The sequence below is a fragment of the Xenorhabdus indica genome (genome assembly GCF_014467235.1).
In the GTDB taxonomy this organism is placed as follows: Bacteria; Pseudomonadota; Gammaproteobacteria; order Enterobacterales; family Enterobacteriaceae; genus Xenorhabdus; species Xenorhabdus indica.
In genome coordinates, this window is the sequence record NZ_NKHP01000002.1 from 62,402 (window position 1) to 81,945 (window position 19,544).

Genomic DNA, 19,544 nt, shown 5'->3' on the forward strand with positions numbered 1-19,544 from the left:
ACAGTTCTACTTCCGTACCACTGACGTAACCGGTACTATCGAACTGCCAGAAGGCGTAGAGATGGTAATGCCAGGTGATAACATCAACATGAAAGTGACTCTGATTGCGCCAATCGCAATGGACGAAGGTCTGCGTTTCGCAATCCGTGAGGGTGGCCGTACTGTAGGTGCTGGTGTTGTTGCTAAAGTGATCGCATAATCTTTTTAATGTGTTCATTTTGGAAGGGGCATCGACAGATGCCCTTTTTATACGTTGTCCTAGGAAGAACCTATCTCATCAATAGTTGTCTGATGGTACGCTGACTGAAATAACTGTGAATTATTGGTGAGATAGGCTCTGATACAACGGATAGACTTTGGTATCGCCCAGTTTTCAAGAATTCTTTCTAAAAAATAGTTTTCAAGAAAACAGATACAAAAAGTCCTGCTGAATTATGGCACCGAGTCAGATACAATTACAATTATCTTTGGGTTCGGTCTGATTTGTTTTGCTCTTGCGAGGCAAGCTGGCTATCTATTTACATCATAGTTACTTACATATAGTTACAGGTTGGTTTATGAGTGCGAATAGCAATGCTCAAGAAAGCGGGCGTGGTCTTGATATAGCAAAATGGCTATTGGTGGCAGTGCTGCTGGTGGTTGCTATTGTGGGTAATTACTATTACCGGGAGTATAACCTGCCTCTGCGCGCGATAGCCGTTGTTGCTATTGTTGCCCTTGCAGGAGCAGTTGCATTGTGGACTGCGAAAGGCAAAACTGCATTAGCATTTGCCCGTGAATCCCGCGTTGAAATGCGTAAAGTCATTTGGCCAACACGCCAGGAAGCTCTGCATACGACACTGATTGTTGCGGCTGTTACGGCTGTCATGTCTCTTATTTTGTGGGGGCTGGATGGTATTCTGGTGCGTTTAGTTTCATTTATTACAGGCCTGAGGTTTTAAGAATGTCTGAATCCCCAAAAAAGCGTTGGTATGTCATACAGGCATTTTCTGGGTTTGAAGGTCGTGTGGCTCAATCTCTGCGTGAGCATATCAAATTGCATGATATGGAAGATTCTTTCGGCGAAGTGATGGTGCCGACAGAAGAGGTTGTTGAGATCCGCAGTGGCCAGCGTCGTAAAAGCGAGCGTAAGTTCTTCCCTGGCTATGTCTTAGTACAAATGGTAATGAACGATGCAACCTGGCATCTGGTTCGCAGTGTACCACGCGTAATGGGCTTTATCGGTGGTACATCTGACCGCCCGGCACCAATTAGTGATAAAGAAGTCGATGCGATTATGAATCGCCTTCAGCAGGTTGGTGATAAACCACGTCCAAAAACTTTGTTCGAACCAGGCGAAATGGTTCGTGTCAGCGATGGTCCGTTTGCGGACTTCAATGGCGTAGTGGAAGAAGTCGATTACGAGAAGAGCCGTTTGAAAGTTTCGGTTTCTATTTTTGGTCGTGCCACGCCAGTTGAGCTGGATTTCAGTCAGGTCGAGAAAGTTTGATCTGATGCTTAATTAAGCGAGTTGGCTTGCAAAGGGTGTGAAATTAACATACAATTTCGCGCCTTTTGTTTTTATCTAGATAAGCAAGCAACTAAGTCTGGTAACAAACATAACTTTTTTTGTGGTCTGGTCTTTATTAGATTATTAGACGAGGCCTGAATCGTTAGGGGAGCCTCTTTCTGGAGGCGATAACACCCATATAGAGGAAAAATATAGATGGCTAAGAAAGTACAAGCCTACGTTAAGCTGCAAGTTGCAGCAGGTATGGCTAACCCAAGCCCACCAGTTGGTCCAGCTTTGGGTCAGCAAGGTGTTAACATCATGGAATTCTGTAAAGCGTTTAATGCTAAAACTGAAAGCATTGAAAAAGGCCTGCCAATTCCAGTTGTTATCACTGTTTACGCAGACCGTTCTTTCACTTTCGTTACTAAAACCCCACCAGCGGCTGTCCTGCTGAAGAAAGCAGCAGGCATCAAATCTGGTTCTGGCAAGCCGAACAAAGACAAAGTTGGTAAAGTAACCAGCGCTCAGATTCGTGAAATTGCTGAAACTAAAGCTGCGGACATGACTGGTGCTGATGTTGACGCAATGATGCGTTCAATCGAAGGTACTGCTCGTTCCATGGGCCTGGTAGTGGAGGGTTAATCAATGGCTAAACTGACCAAGCGCATGCGCACTATTCGTGAAAAAGTTGATGCAACTAAACAATATGACATCAATGAAGCCGTTGCTCTGCTAAAAGAATTAGCTACCGCTAAATTTGTAGAAAGCGTTGACGTAGCTGTTAATCTTGGCATCGATGCGCGTAAATCTGACCAGAACGTTCGTGGTGCAACTGTACTGCCACACGGTACTGGTCGTTCAGTACGTGTTGCTGTATTTACTCAGGGCGCAAACGCTGAAGCAGCTAAAGCTGCTGGTGCAGAACTGGTAGGTATGGAAGATCTGGCTGAACTGGTTAAGAAAGGCGAGATGGATTTCGACGTAGTTATCGCATCTCCAGATGCAATGCGCGTTGTTGGCCAATTGGGTCAAATTCTGGGTCCACGTGGCCTGATGCCAAACCCAAAAGTTGGTACTGTAACTCCTAACGTTGCAGAAGCGGTACAAAACGCTAAAGCAGGTCAGGTTCGTTACCGTAACGACAAAAACGGTATTATCCATACCACCATCGGTAAAGTTGACTTTGATGCTGACAAACTGAAAGAAAACCTGGAAGCTCTGTTGGTTGCGCTGAAAAAAGCTAAGCCATCTTCTGCTAAAGGCGTTTACATCAAGAAAGTTAGCTTGTCCACTACCATGGGCGCAGGTGTTGCAATCGACCAGTCTGGTCTGAACACCGCAGCTTAATAATTTAAGCTAAAAGCGAATAACGCTTTACCTTGGCGTCAGATTTGTCTAAAATCTGACGCTTCGAATTTGCCTGAACAGATGTATAACAATTGATAATAATTGATACATAAAATGTATCAGAGCAAATCACAGTTTTCGGTTGGAGCTTGGCCTAATCCAAGCCCCGTCCAAGACCGCAGGCGTAAGTAATTACTTAATATCCTGCGTAGACGGTGACAGAGCCAAAGGAAATTTATTTTCTGGATTCTGCTCACCGTGTTTCAGCGCTCAGGCACATTTCGTGCTCTGGGTGAAGTGAGTCCCGGGTCTGCCCGGTTAATCCAGGAGCAAGAAGCTAATGGCACTAAATCTTCAAGACAAACAAGCGATTGTTGCTGAAGTCAGCGAAGTAGCCAAAGGCGCGCTGTCTGCGGTTGTTGCGGATTCTCGCGGCGTTACCGTAGATAAAATGACTGAACTGCGTAAAGCAGGTCGCGAAGCTGGCGTTTACATGCGTGTTGTTCGTAACACTCTGATGCGCCGTGCTGTTGAAGGTACTGAGTATGAGTGCCTGAAAGAAGCGTTTGTTGGTCCAACCTTGATTGCTTTTTCTAATGAACATCCGGGCGCCGCTGCTCGTCTGTTCAAAGATTTCGCGAAAGCGAACCCAGCATTCGAGATTAAAGCAGCAGCCTTTGAAGGTGAGTTTATCCCAGCGAGCAACATCGATCGTCTGGCAACGCTCCCAACTTACGAAGAAGCAATCGCACGCCTGATGTCAACCATGAAAGAAGCCGTTGCAGGCAAACTGGTTCGCACCCTGGCTGCACTACGCGATAAGAAAGAAGCAGCTTAATTGCTTATTTCCTTCGTTGCTTTTTAACGTATAAATTTTTTCTGAATTTTAGGAACACTTGTTATGTCTATCACTAAAGAACAAATTCTGGACGCAGTTGCAGAAATGTCTGTAATGGACGTTGTTGAAATTATCAGCATGATGGAAGAGAAATTCGGCGTTTCTGCTGCTGCTGCTGTAGCTGTAGTTGGTGCTACTGCTGAAGCAGTTGAAGAGAAAACTGAATTCGACGTAATCCTGACTGGCGCTGGTGCTAACAAAGTTGCTGTAATCAAAGCAGTACGTGGTGCAACTGGCCTGGGTCTGAAAGAAGCTAAAGACTTGGTTGAAAGCGCACCAGCAGCACTGAAAGAAGGCATCAGCAAAGAAGACGCTGAAGCTCTGAAAAAATCTCTGGAAGAAGCAGGTGCTTCTGTTGAGATCAAGTAAGATCAGTTTGAAGTTCGCAGCCTGATTATTAAGGCTGGCGGCTGGCGGTTTTTTAATCGCCAGCCTTTTTGCGCTGTAGAGCACCTTATTGTTTTAAAGATCATTGTTTTATAAAGTCATTTTGGAGTTTTATAAGGCATATGCTCTATAGAGCACAACGCAGGGAGTTAGTAGCATTTCACACTGTTTGGCTGCTAATGAACCCAGAATACTCCTTCCTATTGACGACTTAATATACTGCGTTCTCAGCTACGATCCACTCGGGTAGCTCGGTAGTAAGTAACGCAATGAAATGATTTAAGAGTAATAGTAATGAGTATTACGGAAAATATTCTATTTTCTGTTCGAAAAAATAGTGTTGCAGAGTGCTGTCCTTAAGGGCGGACAGAGTGGGTCACTTATCAGCGAGCTGAGGAACCCTATGGTTTACTCCTATACCGAGAAAAAACGTATTCGTAAGGATTTTGGTAAACGTCCACAAGTTTTGGATGTTCCATACCTTCTTTCTATCCAACTTGACTCGTTCCAGAAGTTTATCGAGCAAGATCCTGAAGGCCAGAATGGACTGGAAGCGGCCTTCCGTTCTGTGTTCCCAATTCAGAGTTACAGCGGCAGTTCTGAGCTGCAATATGTAAGCTACCGTCTTGGCGAACCTGTTTTTGATGTTCAAGAATGTCAGATCCGTGGCGTGACTTATTCTGCTCCACTGCGCGTTAAACTGCGTCTGGTGATCTATGAGCGTGAAGCGCCAGAGGGTACAGTTAAGGACATCAAAGAACAAGAAGTCTACATGGGTGAAATTCCACTCATGACTGATAACGGGACTTTCGTTATCAACGGTACTGAGCGCGTAATCGTATCTCAGTTGCATCGTAGCCCAGGCGTTTTCTTTGACAGCGATAAGGGTAAAACCCATTCATCCGGTAAGGTACTGTATAATGCACGTATCATTCCTTACCGTGGTTCATGGCTGGATTTCGAATTCGATCCTAAAGATAATCTGTTTGTACGTATTGACCGCCGTCGTAAATTGCCGGCTTCGATTATTCTGCGCGCGATGGATTACACCACTGAAGACATTCTGAATCTGTTCTTCGACAAAACTATTTTCGAAATCCGCGACAACAAGTTGCAGATGACTCTAGTACCAGAACGTCTGCGTGGTGAGACTGCTTCATTTGATATTGAAGCGAACGGCAAAGTATATGTTGAAAAAGGCCGTCGTATCACTGCTCGTCATATCCGTCAGTTAGAGAAAGATCAGGTAGACCGTATTGAGGTGCCTGTCGAATATATCGCGGGTAAAGTTGTTGCGAGAGATTACATCGATCAGAACACAGGTGAAATCATCTGTGCTGCTAACATGGAACTCTCTTTGGATCTGCTGGCACGTTTGAGCCAATCTGGTCATAAATCCATTGAAACTCTGTTTACCAACGACTTGGACCACGGTGCATACATCTCCGAAACTCTGCGTATTGACCCAACCAATGATCGTTTGAGCGCACTGGTTGAAATTTACCGCATGATGCGTCCAGGTGAACCACCAACCCGCGAAGCAGCAGAAAACTTATTTGAGAACCTGTTCTTCTCTGAAGATCGTTATGATCTGTCTGCTGTTGGCCGTATGAAGTTCAACCGTTCTCTGGATCGTGAAGAGATTGAAGGTTCCGGTATCCTGAGCAAAGACGACATCATTGATGTCATGAAGAAGCTTATCGATATCCGTAACGGTAAAGGCGAAGTGGATGATATTGACCACTTGGGCAACCGTCGTATTCGTTCCGTTGGCGAAATGGCTGAAAACCAGTTCCGGGTTGGTCTGGTACGTGTAGAACGTGCGGTGAAAGAGCGCTTGTCTCTGGGTGATCTGGATACCCTGATGCCACAGGACATGATCAACGCTAAGCCAATTTCTGCGGCAGTGAAAGAGTTCTTTGGTTCCAGCCAGTTGTCTCAATTTATGGACCAGAACAACCCACTGTCTGAAATTACCCATAAACGTCGTATTTCTGCTTTGGGCCCAGGTGGTTTGACCCGTGAGCGAGCAGGCTTTGAAGTTCGAGACGTACACCCGACTCACTATGGTCGTGTATGTCCAATCGAAACGCCTGAAGGTCCAAACATCGGTCTGATTAACTCACTGTCTGTTTATGCACGTACTAACGAATATGGTTTCCTTGAAACCCCTTACCGTTTAGTGCGCGACGGTGTAGTAACCGATGAGATTCACTACCTGTCAGCGATTGAAGAAGGTAATTACGTCATTGCGCAGGCTAACTCTGCATTAGACGAGGAAGGCCATTTCATTGAAGAACTGGTAACTTGCCGTCACTATGACGAATCCAGCTTATTTAACCGTGATCAGGTTCAGTACATGGACGTTTCGACACAACAGATCGTGTCTGTCGGTGCTTCCTTGATCCCATTCCTTGAACACGATGACGCCAACCGTGCATTGATGGGTGCAAACATGCAACGTCAGGCAGTTCCAACTCTGCGTGCAGATAAGCCGCTGGTCGGAACAGGTATGGAGCGTGCAGTAGCGGTTGACTCTGGTGTAACCTCCGTTGCTAAACGTGGTGGTGTGGTTCAGTACGTTGACGCATCCCGTATCGTGATTAAGGTTAACGAAGATGAAATGTACGCAGGTGAAGCGGGCATTGATATCTATAACCTGACCAAATATACCCGTTCTAACCAAAACACTTGTATCAACCAGATGCCATGTGTATCTCTGGGCGAACTCGTAGAACGTGGTGACGTTCTGGCTGATGGTCCATCCACTGACTTGGGTGAACTGGCACTGGGTCAGAATATGCGTGTGGCGTTCATGCCATGGAATGGTTATAACTTCGAGGACTCCATCCTCGTATCTGAACGTGTAGTTCAGGAAGACCGTTTCACCACTATTCATATTCAAGAACTGGCTTGTGTATCCCGTGATACCAAACTGGGGCCTGAAGAGATCACCGCTGACATCCCTAACGTGGGTGAAGCCGCCCTGTCTAAACTGGACGAATCCGGTATCGTTTATATCGGTGCGGAAGTGAAAGGTGGCGACATTCTGGTGGGTAAAGTGACACCGAAAGGTGAAACGCAGTTAACGCCAGAAGAAAAACTGTTGCGTGCGATCTTTGGTGAGAAAGCATCTGACGTTAAAGACTCATCACTGCGCGTACCAAACGGTGTTTCCGGCACTGTTATCGACGTACAGGTCTTTACCCGTGATGGTGTAGAAAAAGACAAGCGTGCGTTGGAAATCGAAGAGATGCAGTTGCGTCAGGCGAAAAAAGACCTGACTGAAGAACTACAAATTTTCGAAGCTGGTCTGTTTGCCCGAATTCGCAATGTATTGATTTCCGGTGGCATTGAAGCGGAAAAATTAGACAAACTGCCACGTGAGCGCTGGTTAGAACTGGGTCTGGCTGATGAAGATAAACAAAATCAGCTTGAGCAATTGGCAGAACAGTATGACGAACTGAAAGCTGAGTTCGAGAAGAAGCTGGATGCTAAGCGCCGTAAAATCACTCAGGGTGATGATTTGGCACCAGGCGTGCTGAAAATTGTCAAAGTTTATCTGGCAGTGAAACGTCAGATCCAACCTGGTGACAAGATGGCAGGTCGTCACGGTAACAAGGGTGTCATCTCTAAGATTAACCCAATCGAAGACATGCCTTACGATGAAAACGGTACGCCGGTTGATATCGTACTGAACCCGCTGGGCGTACCATCACGTATGAACATCGGTCAGATTCTGGAAACCCATTTAGGTATGGCGGCGAAAGGCATTGGTGACAAGATCAATGCGATGCTGAAACAGCAGCAAGAAGTTGCCAAACTGCGTGAATTCATCCAGAAAGCATATGATCTGGGTGACGATACCCGTCAGAAAGTTGATTTGAATACTTTCACTGACGACGAAGTCATGCGTCTGGCTGAAAACTTGAAGAAAGGGATGCCAATCGCAACTCCAGTCTTCGACGGTGCGAAAGAGACTGAAATCAAAGAGCTGTTGAAATTGGGTGGTTTGCCGACCTCTGGTCAGATCACTCTGTTCGATGGCCGTACTGGTGAGCAATTTGAGCGTCAGGTAACTGTTGGTTACATGTACATGCTGAAATTGAACCACTTGGTTGATGACAAGATGCATGCTCGTTCTACTGGTTCTTACAGCTTGGTTACTCAGCAGCCACTGGGTGGTAAGGCACAGTTCGGTGGTCAGCGTTTCGGGGAGATGGAAGTATGGGCACTGGAAGCATACGGTGCTGCATATACTCTGCAAGAAATGCTTACCGTTAAATCTGATGATGTTAACGGCCGTACCAAGATGTATAAAAACATCGTGGATGGTAATCACCAGATGGAACCAGGTATGCCGGAATCTTTCAACGTATTGCTGAAAGAGATCCGTTCCTTGGGTATCAACATCGAGCTGGAAGACGAATAAATTGTTTTCCGCTGGCACTGTCCGGCCTTATGTTGAAACCGGGTGTTGAAACATGGTTTTGCAACGTTGTGTTGAAATATTGCGTTGAAACATTGCGTTGAAACATATAGCAATGTCGGGCAGTTTGCCAGCCAGTGGTTACACTGGTCATAGGGGGGAGTGGCATGGGCCACTCACCTAACAGGTCTAACTCCGACAGGAGCCATTTCGTGAAAGACTTATTGAAGTTTCTGAAAGCGCAAACCAAGACCGAAGAGTTTGATGCGATCAAAATTGCTCTGGCCTCTCCAGATATGATCCGTTCGTGGTCATTCGGAGAAGTAAAAAAGCCGGAAACCATTAACTACCGTACGTTCAAACCTGAGCGTGACGGACTTTTCTGTGCGCGTATTTTCGGGCCAGTAAAAGATTACGAATGCTTGTGTGGTAAATACAAGCGCTTGAAACACCGGGGTGTCATTTGTGAGAAGTGTGGTGTTGAGGTGACTCAGACTAAAGTTCGTCGTGAACGTATGGGTCACATCGAACTGGCATCTCCGACCGCTCACATTTGGTTCCTGAAATCTCTGCCATCCCGTATCGGTTTGCTGCTGGATATGCCACTGCGCGACATTGAACGCGTATTGTACTTCGAATCCTATGTAGTTGTTGAAGGTGGCATGACCAGCCTTGAGCGCGGCCAGATCCTGACTGAAGAACAGTATCTGGATGCACTGGAAGAATTCGGTGATGAATTCGACGCCAAAATGGGTGCGGAAGCGATACAATCTTTGTTGAAAAACATGGATCTGGAAAACGAATGTGAAACCCTGCGTGAAGAACTGAACGAAACCAACTCTGAAACTAAGCGCAAGAAGCTGACCAAGCGCATTAAGCTGCTGGAAGCCTTTATTCAGTCTGGCAACAAGCCAGAGTGGATGGTTCTGACCGTTCTGCCAGTTCTGCCACCGGATCTGCGTCCATTGGTTCCACTGGATGGCGGTCGTTTCGCAACTTCAGACCTGAACGATCTGTATCGTCGCGTTATTAACCGTAACAACCGTCTGAAACGCCTGCTGGATCTGGCTGCGCCAGACATCATCGTACGTAATGAAAAACGTATGCTGCAAGAAGCGGTTGATGCGCTGTTAGACAACGGTCGTCGTGGTCGTGCGATTACGGGTTCCAATAAACGTCCTCTGAAATCCCTGGCAGACATGATCAAGGGTAAACAAGGCCGTTTCCGTCAGAACCTGCTAGGTAAACGTGTTGACTACTCAGGCCGTTCTGTCATTACCGTAGGTCCATACCTGCGTCTGCATCAGTGTGGTTTGCCTAAGAAAATGGCGCTGGAACTGTTCAAGCCATTCATCTACGGTAAGCTGGAACTGCGTGGTTTGGCGACTACCATCAAAGCAGCCAAGAAGATGGTTGAACGCGAAGAAGCGGTTGTATGGGATATCCTTGATGAGGTTATCCGTGAGCACCCGGTTTTGTTAAACCGTGCACCAACCCTTCACCGTCTGGGTATTCAGGCATTCGAACCGGTTCTGATCGAAGGTAAAGCAATCCAGTTGCACCCACTGGTGTGTGCGGCATATAACGCCGACTTTGACGGTGACCAGATGGCTGTTCACGTACCGTTGACACTGGAAGCTCAGTTGGAAGCGCGTGCGTTGATGATGTCTACCAACAACATCCTGTCTCCAGCGAGCGGTGAACCAATCATCGTTCCATCTCAGGACGTTGTATTGGGTCTGTACTACATGACTCGTGACTGTGTTAACGCGAAAGGCGAAGGCATGGTTTTGACCGGTCCTAAAGAAGCAGAACGCGTATACCGCGCAGGTCTGGCTTCTCTGCATGCCAGAGTCAAAGTTCGTATTACCGAAGAAGTGAAAGATGGTGAAGGTAATGTCACTGTCAATACAGGATTGGTTGATACGACTATTGGTCGTGCCATCCTGTGGATGATCGTACCAAAAGGTTTGCCGTATTCATTGATTAACCAGCCTCTGGGTAAAAAAGCTATCTCTAAGATGCTGAATACCTGTTACCGCGTACTGGGTTTGAAACCAACCGTTATTTTGGCTGACCAGACCATGTATACCGGTTTTGCTTACGCTGCCCGTTCAGGGGTATCCGTAGGTATTGATGACATGGTTATTCCTGAGAAGAAAGAAGGCATCATTGCAGAAGCTGAAGCCGAAGTTGCCGAAATTCAGGAACAGTTTCAGTCAGGACTGGTAACTGCGGGCGAACGTTATAACAAGGTTATCGATATCTGGGCTGCGGCGAACGAGCGTGTTGCTAAAGCAATGATGGAAAACCTCTCTTCTGAAACTGTGATTAACCGTAATGGCGAAGAAGAACAGCAGGTTTCCTTCAATAACATCTTTATGATGGCCGACTCTGGTGCTCGTGGTTCTGCGGCTCAGATCCGTCAGTTGGCGGGTATGCGTGGTCTGATGGCAACGCCAGATGGCTCCATCATTGAGACCCCAATCACTGCGAACTTCCGTGAAGGTCTGAACGTACTCCAGTACTTCATCTCAACTCACGGTGCTCGTAAAGGTCTGGCGGACACCGCATTGAAGACTGCGAACTCCGGTTACCTGACGCGTCGTCTGGTTGACGTTGCTCAGGATCTGGTGGTCACTGAAGATGACTGCGGTACTCACGACGGTATTCTGATGACCCCGGTTATTGAGGGTGGTGACGTTAAAGAACCTCTGCGTGAGCGTGTATTGGGCCGTGTGACTGCTGAAGACGTCCTGAAACCAGGTTCAGCAGACATTCTGGTTCCACGTAATACCCTGCTGAACGAAAAATGGTGTGACCTGTTAGAAGAAAACTCCGTTGACAGCGTGAAAGTACGTTCCGTCGTGAGTTGTGAAACTGACTTCGGTGTTTGTGCGAAATGTTACGGACGTGACCTTGCTCGTGGACATATCATCAACAAAGGTGAAGCAGTTGGTGTAATCGCGGCACAGTCAATCGGTGAACCAGGTACACAGTTGACGATGCGTACGTTCCATATCGGTGGTGCGGCATCTCGTGCGGCGGCAGAATCCAGCATTCAGGTACGTAATAAAGGTCAGCTTAAACTGACTAACGCAAAATTTGTTACTAACTCTGTGGGCAAACTGGTTATTACTTCCCGTAATACTGAATTGCGCCTGATTGACGGCTTCGGTCGTACGAAAGAAAGCTATAAAGTACCTTACGGCGCGGTATTGGCTAAAGGTGATGGTGAAGCAGTAACCGGCGGTGAAACTGTTGCGAACTGGGATCCACACACCATGCCAGTCGTGAGTGAAGTATCCGGTATCATCCAGTTCTACGACATGGTTGATGGTCAAACCATCACCCGTCAGACGGACGAACTGACTGGTCTGTCATCACTGGTCGTTCTGGATAGTGCAGAGCGTACTGGTAGTGGTAAAGACCTGCGTCCGGCACTGAAAATCGTTGATGTTCAGGGTAACGATGTTCTGATCCCAGGTACAGACATGCCTGCTCAGTACTTCCTGCCGGGTAAAGCGATTGTTCAGTTGGAAGATGGCATGGCTATCTCTGCGGGTGATACGCTGGCGCGTATTCCTCAGGAATCTGGCGGTACTAAAGATATTACCGGTGGTCTGCCACGCGTTGCAGACCTGTTCGAAGCTCGTCGTCCAAAAGAGCCTGCTATCCTGGCAGAGATCAGCGGTATCGTTTCCTTCGGTAAAGAAACCAAAGGCAAGCGTCGTCTGGTAATCAGCCCACTGGATGGTGGTGATGCTTACGAAGAGATGATCCCTAAATGGCGTCAGCTCAACGTGTTCGAAGGTGAGGTTGTTGAACGTGGTGACGTGATCTCCGATGGTCCAGAATCTCCACATGACATTCTGCGTTTGCGTGGTGTTCATGCTGTTGCCCGTTATATCACCAACGAAGTTCAGGAAGTTTACCGTCTGCAAGGCGTTAAGATTAACGATAAACACATTGAAGTTATCGTTCGTCAGATGCTGCGTAAAGTTACCATTGCAAATGCGGGAAGTTCTGAATTCCTCGAAGGCGAGCAAGTTGAATACGCACGCGTTAAAGTTGCTAACCGTAAGTTGGAGCAGGACGGCAAAGTATCTGCGACTTTCCACCGTGATCTGTTGGGTATTACCAAAGCGTCATTGGCAACAGAATCCTTCATTTCTGCGGCGTCGTTCCAGGAAACAACTCGCGTACTGACTGAAGCTGCTGTTGCAGGTAAGCGTGATGAGCTGCGTGGCCTGAAAGAGAACGTTATTGTGGGTCGTCTGATCCCTGCGGGTACAGGTTATGCTTACCATCAGGATCGTATGCGTCGTCGTCACGAAAATGAAGTGATTGAAGCACCACAAGTTAGTGTTGATGAAGCCACTGCAAACCTTGCTGAATTGTTGAATGCTGGTTTCGGTAGCAGCAATAACGAGTAATTTCCTGATGATGAATAATAGTATACTTAATCAGTATAGCTAATTGTAAAATGCCCTCTCTTGGTAGAGGGCATTTTTTATTGGGTGGAAAATACAAATGAGACGAATCGTTCATGTTTTTGTAATGGTTTTCTTACTGCCCTTGATATTTTTTCTCAATCCGGCCGTAGCACATCAGCATAATGGGTCAAGCTATCGTTATATGGAGGTAATCAGAGATAGTGAAATCTATGCCTGGATTGGTGAACATGTCATTCAGGTTGGACTATTCAAAAAAGGGCAAAACCTGAAAGTGACTCAGGAAGAAGGGGAAGACAGTGATTATTACGAACTTAGCTTTGGTAATGGGAAAGGTTATATTGCCAAAGAGAGTTTGAGGGAAATAAAGAGATCAGCATTTCCTATTGATCCCTTCCAGACTCTCAATAAAAAAGCATCTCAAGGCTTGGTTATTTTTAAGGACATTCGAGTCTATAGCACACCAAAAGTAGATAATAAACCCGTCGCAATTTTGGCAGCGGATCTCCGTTATCCAATTTTGGATAAATTACAAGACGCTTCACATCATATTTGGTATGAAATCAATTTAGGCGATCGCTTGGGTTACATTAGTGACCAAGATGCTGAGTTGGATAATGGTATTCCTGTGTTGACTTATCACCATGTTCTTAATGATAAGGAAAATAAACGTTTTCTCCATACTTCAACAACCACTTCTTTGACTGCTTTTCGTCATCAGATGGCTTATTTGAAACAGGCGGGCTATACCACGATTTCATTATATGAACTGGAAGGATACCTGAATAGAGACATTAACTTGCCAGCTAAAGCTGTTGCTTTGACGTTTGATGATGGATTGAAATCTGTATATCGGTATGCTTATCCAATACTGAAAGAAAATGGACAAAAGGCAACGCTTTTTATTATTTCATCCCGAATTAAACGCCACCCACAAAAATGGAACCCTAATAGTCTGCAATTTTTAAGTCTTTCTGAATTATACTCCATGCAGAACGTTTTTGATTTTCAATCCCATACCCATTTTTTGCATCGTTTAGGTAAAAATAAACAACCAATATTATTCAGTCGTTCATACCGCAATATCCTGTATGATTTCGAGCATTCACGCCGGGCACTATCACAATTTAATCCCTATGTACTTTATCTCTCTTATCCTTTTGGTGGATATAACCAGATAGCGATGAAAGCTGCTAAAAATGCAGGATTTCATTTGGCGGTTACTACAGTTCAGGGAAAAGTAAAGTTTGGGGATAATCCCTTCTCTTTGAAACGATTATATATATTACGGACAGACTCCATTGAAAAAATGGCAAGAATGATTTCTAATCAGGCAAATATTGTACCTTTACAGCTTATAGATAACAGGATGTAAGATATTAATACATTGTCAGATTTTTAGAGGTTCACCATAGTTATAAATGTACAGTTATAAACCTATCTGAATTCATAGGATATAGAGCCTATTCCTTTAGGCCCTAAGTTTATTTATTGAATCTCACTATGGTTTTCGCTGAATATGGTTTTCGCTGAAACAAGCCTATTCTTTGTTTTTTACCATTTTGATAAATGTTTCTCGTGCGCTTGGTGAGCCAAGACGCTCTGCTTCATCTAATAACTTCAGTGCCTTATCAATATCACCACTTTTAATCGCTTTTTTAATAGCATCATTGAAATACTGTTCGGTATCACCTAAGACCGATTTGGTTTCCGGTGCAATAGATGACGGTTGCCCAGAAGGAACAGTATTTAGTTGGGTAGAACCAACAGTCACTGCTTTAGGCTCGGATACAGTAAAAGCATGACCAATTAAAATATTTCCAGCATCTCGTTCCGATTTTACTTTCAGCGTTAAAGTACCTGTATCGGTATGGTGAGCTATCGGATTAGGGATATTAGGCACAGCATTACCGACTCCCTGTGCATAAGCTTTGGCGGGATCAACCATTTCTGTCGATGTTTGTAGATCTGTATGGGTTGTATAAATCAGCATATAAATTTGCTGCTGCCCTAATGCAGGTGTCAGTTTTAATGTCCCCTCAAGCCTGTCTGCTGACATAATACTTGGTTGCTGATAGGTAAAATAATGGCTTGGGTAAAAAGCAGCAGGACGGAATTGTTCATCAAGCACTAACACATTAGGTGAATAAACTTGTCTGTCTTTTATCAGGCTACTCAGGGTTATTTCCAATGCTCCATGATTGGCAGGTAAAGCAAGAGCGGCAACTGCACCCTGGATATTTCCTTGGTTAAGCTGAATTGATGCGTGATTAAGAGTCACTGTTTGCTTGGCATTGGTATTCACCGATTGCCATGCTAATTTCTGTAAAACGGAGATAGGTAAAGAAGGCGCAACAGCGTTGCGCTTTCTCAAATCAGTGATGGACTTATCAGAAACCGTTTCAGTGACAGCATAAGTCGTTGTGGGTATGTTCATGCAGAACAAGATACCGAAACAAATAGGAAGCAGTTTGATTCGCATTTTATGACCTTTGCCTGACATTACCACCAAGCCTCAAATTGAGCCCCAAACGTGAATTCATCACTCTTACCACGGCTGAAACGGTGTGCTGGTGTATCAGAGTAAGCAACGCCATTGAGATAACCGTCATGTTTATTGGCATAACCCCACTTTTCATTCCATTTGGCATAAGTAACAAATAAACGGATAGCAGGACGGGACCAGATACTATCCCCTGCTTGCCATTGCTGTGCCAATGTAATTTTGTATTGATTATTTGTTGCTTTGGTGCGTTGAGATTTCACACTGTCATAGCCAGCTTCCATCAACGTACTCATAATAGGGGTCCACTTATACATTGGCCGGATACCAACCGTATACCATGTGGTGCCGTTACGATTATCGCGGTCAATATCCTGATACATAGCCACGTACATCAGATCCCATTTTTTTGCCAGATTAATTGCACCATGATTTAAAATACGCAGCATATGACCATTATTGTTGACGTTAGCACCTTCTGGACGACCATTATTGCTGGAGGTCATGGAATCAGTTGCATACTGAACAACAAACTTGTTGAATCCTCCTAACATACTTTGTGTGTGTTCAGCCGTTAGCATAACGCCATCTTTGGAGGCGTTTTTATCCAGATGATAGCCTTTGCGCGCATTAGCACGCCCATAGTCAATCCCCAATTCCAGCGTTCCACCATCATTGATAGGTAAATCAGCAAGCCGAATATCGAAAACATCATTAGAGGTGGAGGGATCGCCCTGTTTACCTGCAATCCAGCCATATGAGCCACCATTTTCGGTATTGCGAGTCACAGCAAGGGAAAGTTTGCCCACACCAAGATCAATATTTTCCAAGCCTGCACCGGGGCCAGAGATATCCCAATAATAAAAATCGATCATATGCACATCATGGCGTTGGTAAAAGCGCTTACCTGCCCATAAAGTCGAACCGGGTAGCCAATCAATGATATTACTTGCCTTCACATTCATTTCACGAAGAGCCGGGCTGATTGATTCCCAATCGCTCTTTTGTGCGATGGAATAGGCCAGATTAGTGTCAAAATAGAAGCGCTTGTCACCTTCCTGCCACAATTCCTGTCCTAATTTTAATTCGGCATAGGTTTCACACTCATTGCCGAGGCGATATTTACTTTGTGCGCCTGTACTTTGAGCACATTTTTGTTCACCTCCACTGCCTGTCCAACCGATACCTGAACGGGCATAACCGTGAAAGTCTACCGCAGCGGCTTGTATGGAAAATAATCCAGCCAGTATAGTCAATGAGAGAGGTAAGATACGCATTAATAATTCTCCTGTTATTTTTTTATAGAGTAGATTTAAACTCCTGGTTCTTTATGCAAACGCTGGCATGCCGTTCCATCTTCCCGGAACAGATGGCAGCGATGAGGAGCTAACCCGATCGTGAAGGTTTCCCCTTCTTCCACGAGAACAATATCAGGCCGGAGATAAACGAGGTTTTGATGGATAGCTGATATGTGGATATGGATTTGCGTTTCATTTCCTAACTGCTCTACTAGCTGTATTGTTCCTTCTAGTGTTACGTCGGCAATATCATTGGGCAGTAGGTGTTCCGGGCGAATGCCTAGGGATACGTTACTGCCAACAGTGAGGCCTTTACTTTCGACAGGAAGCCAAACATGCTGTCCATTGGGCAGGCTGATTTGCACTTGATCGACGGCGATAGCAGAGACCTTGACGGGCAAGAAATTCATTTTCGGAGAGCCAATAAAACTGGCTACAAAACGGTTGGCAGGGTAGTGATAAATCTCCAGAGGTTTTCCAACCTGAGCAATATTGCCTCCGTTTAATACGACGATCTTATCTGCCAATGTCATAGCTTCGGTTTGATCATGGGTGACATAGATCATGGTGCGTTTCAGTCGCTTGTGCAGGCGTGAAATTTCAATACGCATTTGGACACGCAGGGCTGCATCCAAATTGGAAAGAGGCTCATCCAGCAAAAAGATATTAGGTTCGGCTACCAGAGTTCTGCCAATAGCAACTCGCTGACGTTGCCCGCCTGATAGCGCTTTTGGGCGGCGATCTAATAAGTGAGCAAGCTGGAGAGTTTCTGCAACTCGCTCTACTCGCTTCTGTATTTCACTCTTTTTAACACCTGCTAGCTTTAAACCGAAAGACATATTATCTGCTACAGACAGATGGGGGTAGAGCGCATAAGATTGAAAAACCATTCCGATACTGCGTTTGGCAGGCGGTACATCATTTATTCTTTGCCCTGCGATCAATAGCTCACCGGAAGTAATATCTTCCAGCCCGGCAATCATCCTTAATAAAGTTGATTTTCCACATCCTGATGGGCCAACAAAAACCACGAATTCCCCTTCTTCAATCTCAAGATTGAGATTTTTAGAAATAATATTTTCACCATAAGCCTTAGATACATTACGAAGTGTGACGCTGGACATGTATTTCCCTCGGAGTTGCCATCCTGGTTTGTAGTGAAAAGCAGATGGCAGGATTGTGTGCAAAATAACAGGAACAAAAATCCTCCATTTCATAGTTTTTTATGGGGGAGGAGGTAGGAGGATTAGATTAATAAAATTGAAAAATTCTTTGATAAGTCACGGAATAAGATGTGATTTTAATCCCAAAAATTGATGCCTTTTTAAGACTAACAGTCTGGTTTACAGTGCTTTTGTAATCATGCTCACACTCATTTGATGGGAGGCGTAGGATAAAGGAGGATGAGCCTGTTTTCCATTAATTGCACACTGAGGACTATTTTCTGAAAGTGTAATGAGAAATTTAGCTTAAATTAGCAGACGATAAAAAGGACGGAATGATGACAAAAACAACTTTGAAAGTGAGTGTTCGTGCTCTGATGCTTTCCGTTTTATCTACATGGGTACTCTCTGCCCCGGCTTTAGCAAAATTGGAAGAAGGTAAACTAGTCATTTGGATCAATGGGGATAAGGGATATAACGGTCTGTCTCAGGTTGGTGATAAGTTTGCGCAGGAAACGGGCATTTCAGTCAGTGTTGAACACCCAGATAAACTAGAAGAAAAGTACTCCCAGATTGCTACAACGGGGGATGGTCCTGATATCATTTTTTGGGCACATGACCGTTTTGGAGGCTATGCACAGTCTGGGCTGTTAGCTGAGGTCACACCTGATAAAAATTTTATAGACAAACTGTTTCCTTTTACCTGGGATGCTGTTCGCCATGATGGCAAGATAGTTGGTTATCCTGTTGCTGTTGAAGCACTTTCCCTTATTTACAATAAGGATCTACTTAAGTCACCACCTGCAACATGGGAAGAAATTCCGGCATTGGATAACGAACTAAAAAAACAGGGAAAGAGTGCCATTATGTTTAATTTACAGGAGCCTTATTTCTCCTGGCCCCTGATTGCTGCTGATGGTGGATATGCTTTTAAGAGGCAAGGAGATACTTACAATATTAAAGATAGTGGTGTAAATCATGCTGGCTCTAAAGCGGGTTTGACATTTTTAGTCAACTTGGTAAAAAACAAACATCTCAGTGCGGATATCGATTACTCCATTGCTGAAGCTGCTTTCAATAAAGGCAAAACAGCAATGACGATCAATGGCCCTTGGTCATGGGCGAATATCGACAAAAGTAAGATCAATTACGGTGTCACTCTGTTACCTACTTTTAAAGGTCAACCTTCTAAACCTTTTGTTGGTATTTTAAGTGCGGGAATTAATGCTGCCAGTCCTAATAAGGAATTGGCGAAAGAGTTTTTGGAAAATTACCTGCTGACTAATGAAGGTTTGGCCATGATGGATAAGGATAAGCCATTAGGTGCTGTAGCGTTGAAAACCTATCAGGATATCCTTGCCAAAGATCCTCGCATTGCTGCCACGATGGAAAATGCTCAGAAAGGGGAAATTATGCCCAATATTTCACAAATGAGCAGTTTCTGGTATGGCATGCGTAGCGCCGTACTCAATTCAATAAGTAGTCGACAATCTGTAGATGCGGCTCTTAATGATGCAGAGGCTCGGATAGTAAAATAAACGAATATTAAGCTCCTGATTTTGAAGGAGCTTTT

The 19,544-nt window shown here is 45.1% G+C and carries 14 protein-coding genes; 11 read left to right on the top strand and 3 right to left on the bottom strand.

Annotated features, from left to right (window positions below; translation table 11 throughout):
• The 10 genes from Xind_RS01990 to Xind_RS02035 form a co-directional block, all read left to right on the top strand.
• Positions 1-199 (top strand): EF-Tu C-terminal domain-related protein (locus tag Xind_RS01990; protein WP_476756466.1); only part of this gene is annotated, 199 nt, incomplete at its 5' end.
• 358 nt (positions 200-557) lie between these two features.
• Positions 558-941: a preprotein translocase subunit SecE gene (gene secE / locus Xind_RS01995; RefSeq protein WP_047684961.1), complete on the top strand. Its 384-nt coding sequence runs from the start codon at positions 558-560 to the stop codon at positions 939-941.
• Between the two features lie 2 nt (positions 942-943).
• Positions 944-1,489, top strand: a complete 546-nt coding sequence (nusG, locus tag Xind_RS02000; RefSeq protein ID WP_038260749.1) for a transcription termination/antitermination protein NusG — start codon at positions 944-946, stop codon at positions 1,487-1,489.
• A 216-nt stretch (positions 1,490-1,705) separates the two neighbouring features.
• Entirely contained in the window at positions 1,706-2,134 is a 429-nt protein-coding gene (rplK, locus tag Xind_RS02005) for a 50S ribosomal protein L11 (RefSeq protein WP_047684958.1), read from the top strand.
• Between the two features lie 3 nt (positions 2,135-2,137).
• Positions 2,138-2,839, top strand: a complete 702-nt coding sequence (rplA, locus tag Xind_RS02010; protein ID WP_047684955.1) for a 50S ribosomal protein L1 — start codon at positions 2,138-2,140, stop codon at positions 2,837-2,839.
• A 340-nt stretch (positions 2,840-3,179) separates the two neighbouring features.
• Positions 3,180-3,677: a 50S ribosomal protein L10 gene (gene rplJ / locus Xind_RS02015; RefSeq protein WP_038260741.1), complete on the top strand. Its 498-nt coding sequence runs from the start codon at positions 3,180-3,182 to the stop codon at positions 3,675-3,677.
• Between the two features lie 63 nt (positions 3,678-3,740).
• The gene (gene rplL / locus Xind_RS02020) at positions 3,741-4,106 is read left to right on the top strand and encodes a 50S ribosomal protein L7/L12 (RefSeq protein ID WP_047684952.1); all 366 of its coding nucleotides are present in this window, start codon (positions 3,741-3,743) and stop codon (positions 4,104-4,106) included.
• Positions 4,107-4,527: 421 nt separating this feature from the next.
• On the top strand, positions 4,528-8,556 hold the full coding sequence (gene rpoB, locus Xind_RS02025; RefSeq protein WP_047684950.1) for a DNA-directed RNA polymerase subunit beta: 4,029 nt from the start codon (positions 4,528-4,530) through the stop codon (positions 8,554-8,556).
• 209 nt (positions 8,557-8,765) lie between these two features.
• Positions 8,766-12,989 (top strand): DNA-directed RNA polymerase subunit beta', encoded by a 4,224-nt coding sequence (gene rpoC / locus Xind_RS02030; RefSeq protein WP_047684947.1) that lies wholly within the window; start codon positions 8,766-8,768, stop codon positions 12,987-12,989.
• Positions 12,990-13,113: 124 nt separating this feature from the next.
• A complete protein-coding gene (locus Xind_RS02035) occupies positions 13,114-14,382 on the top strand; it encodes a polysaccharide deacetylase family protein (RefSeq protein WP_369793167.1) in 1,269 nt (422 codons plus the stop codon).
• A gap of 165 nt (positions 14,383-14,547) precedes the next feature.
• On the opposite strand, the gene malM is transcribed toward Xind_RS02035, so the two are convergent.
• Genes malM through malK form a run of 3 tightly spaced genes read right to left on the bottom strand, consistent with a single transcriptional unit; the run spans position 14,548 to position 17,932 of the window.
• A complete protein-coding gene (gene malM / locus Xind_RS02040; RefSeq protein ID WP_187649365.1) occupies positions 14,548-15,489 on the bottom strand; it encodes a maltose operon protein MalM in 942 nt (313 codons plus the stop codon).
• Positions 15,490-15,509: 20 nt separating this feature from the next.
• Positions 15,510-16,787, bottom strand: a complete 1,278-nt coding sequence (locus tag Xind_RS02045) for a maltoporin (protein WP_187649366.1) — start codon at positions 16,785-16,787, stop codon at positions 15,510-15,512.
• A 35-nt stretch (positions 16,788-16,822) separates the two neighbouring features.
• Positions 16,823-17,932 (bottom strand): maltose/maltodextrin ABC transporter ATP-binding protein MalK, encoded by a 1,110-nt coding sequence (gene malK / locus Xind_RS02050; RefSeq protein WP_187649367.1) that lies wholly within the window; start codon positions 17,930-17,932, stop codon positions 16,823-16,825.
• A 377-nt stretch (positions 17,933-18,309) separates the two neighbouring features.
• On the opposite strand from malK, the gene malE reads away from it, so the two are divergent.
• Positions 18,310-19,509 carry a maltose/maltodextrin ABC transporter substrate-binding protein MalE gene (malE, locus tag Xind_RS02055; RefSeq protein WP_047684935.1) on the top strand — a complete coding sequence of 400 codons (1,200 nt, stop codon included), beginning with the start codon at positions 18,310-18,312 and terminating at the stop codon, positions 19,507-19,509.
• The last annotated feature ends 35 nt before the right edge of the window (positions 19,510-19,544 follow it).

Coding starts and splice junctions, on each gene's coding strand:
- secE (WP_047684961.1), top strand. CDS start 558: ATGAGTGCGAATAGCAATGCTCAAGAAAGCGGGCGTGGTCTTGATATA.
- nusG (WP_038260749.1), top strand. CDS start 944: ATGTCTGAATCCCCAAAAAAGCGTTGGTATGTCATACAGGCATTTTCT.
- rplK (WP_047684958.1), top strand. CDS start 1,706: ATGGCTAAGAAAGTACAAGCCTACGTTAAGCTGCAAGTTGCAGCAGGT.
- rplA (WP_047684955.1), top strand. CDS start 2,138: ATGGCTAAACTGACCAAGCGCATGCGCACTATTCGTGAAAAAGTTGAT.
- rplJ (WP_038260741.1), top strand. CDS start 3,180: ATGGCACTAAATCTTCAAGACAAACAAGCGATTGTTGCTGAAGTCAGC.
- rplL (WP_047684952.1), top strand. CDS start 3,741: ATGTCTATCACTAAAGAACAAATTCTGGACGCAGTTGCAGAAATGTCT.
- rpoB (WP_047684950.1), top strand. CDS start 4,528: ATGGTTTACTCCTATACCGAGAAAAAACGTATTCGTAAGGATTTTGGT.
- Xind_RS02035 (WP_369793167.1), top strand. CDS start 13,114: ATGGTTTTCTTACTGCCCTTGATATTTTTTCTCAATCCGGCCGTAGCA.
- malM (WP_187649365.1), bottom strand. CDS start 15,489: ATGCGAATCAAACTGCTTCCTATTTGTTTCGGTATCTTGTTCTGCATG.
- Xind_RS02045 (WP_187649366.1), bottom strand. CDS start 16,787: ATGCGTATCTTACCTCTCTCATTGACTATACTGGCTGGATTATTTTCC.
- malK (WP_187649367.1), bottom strand. CDS start 17,932: ATGTCCAGCGTCACACTTCGTAATGTATCTAAGGCTTATGGTGAAAAT.
- malE (WP_047684935.1), top strand. CDS start 18,310: ATGACAAAAACAACTTTGAAAGTGAGTGTTCGTGCTCTGATGCTTTCC.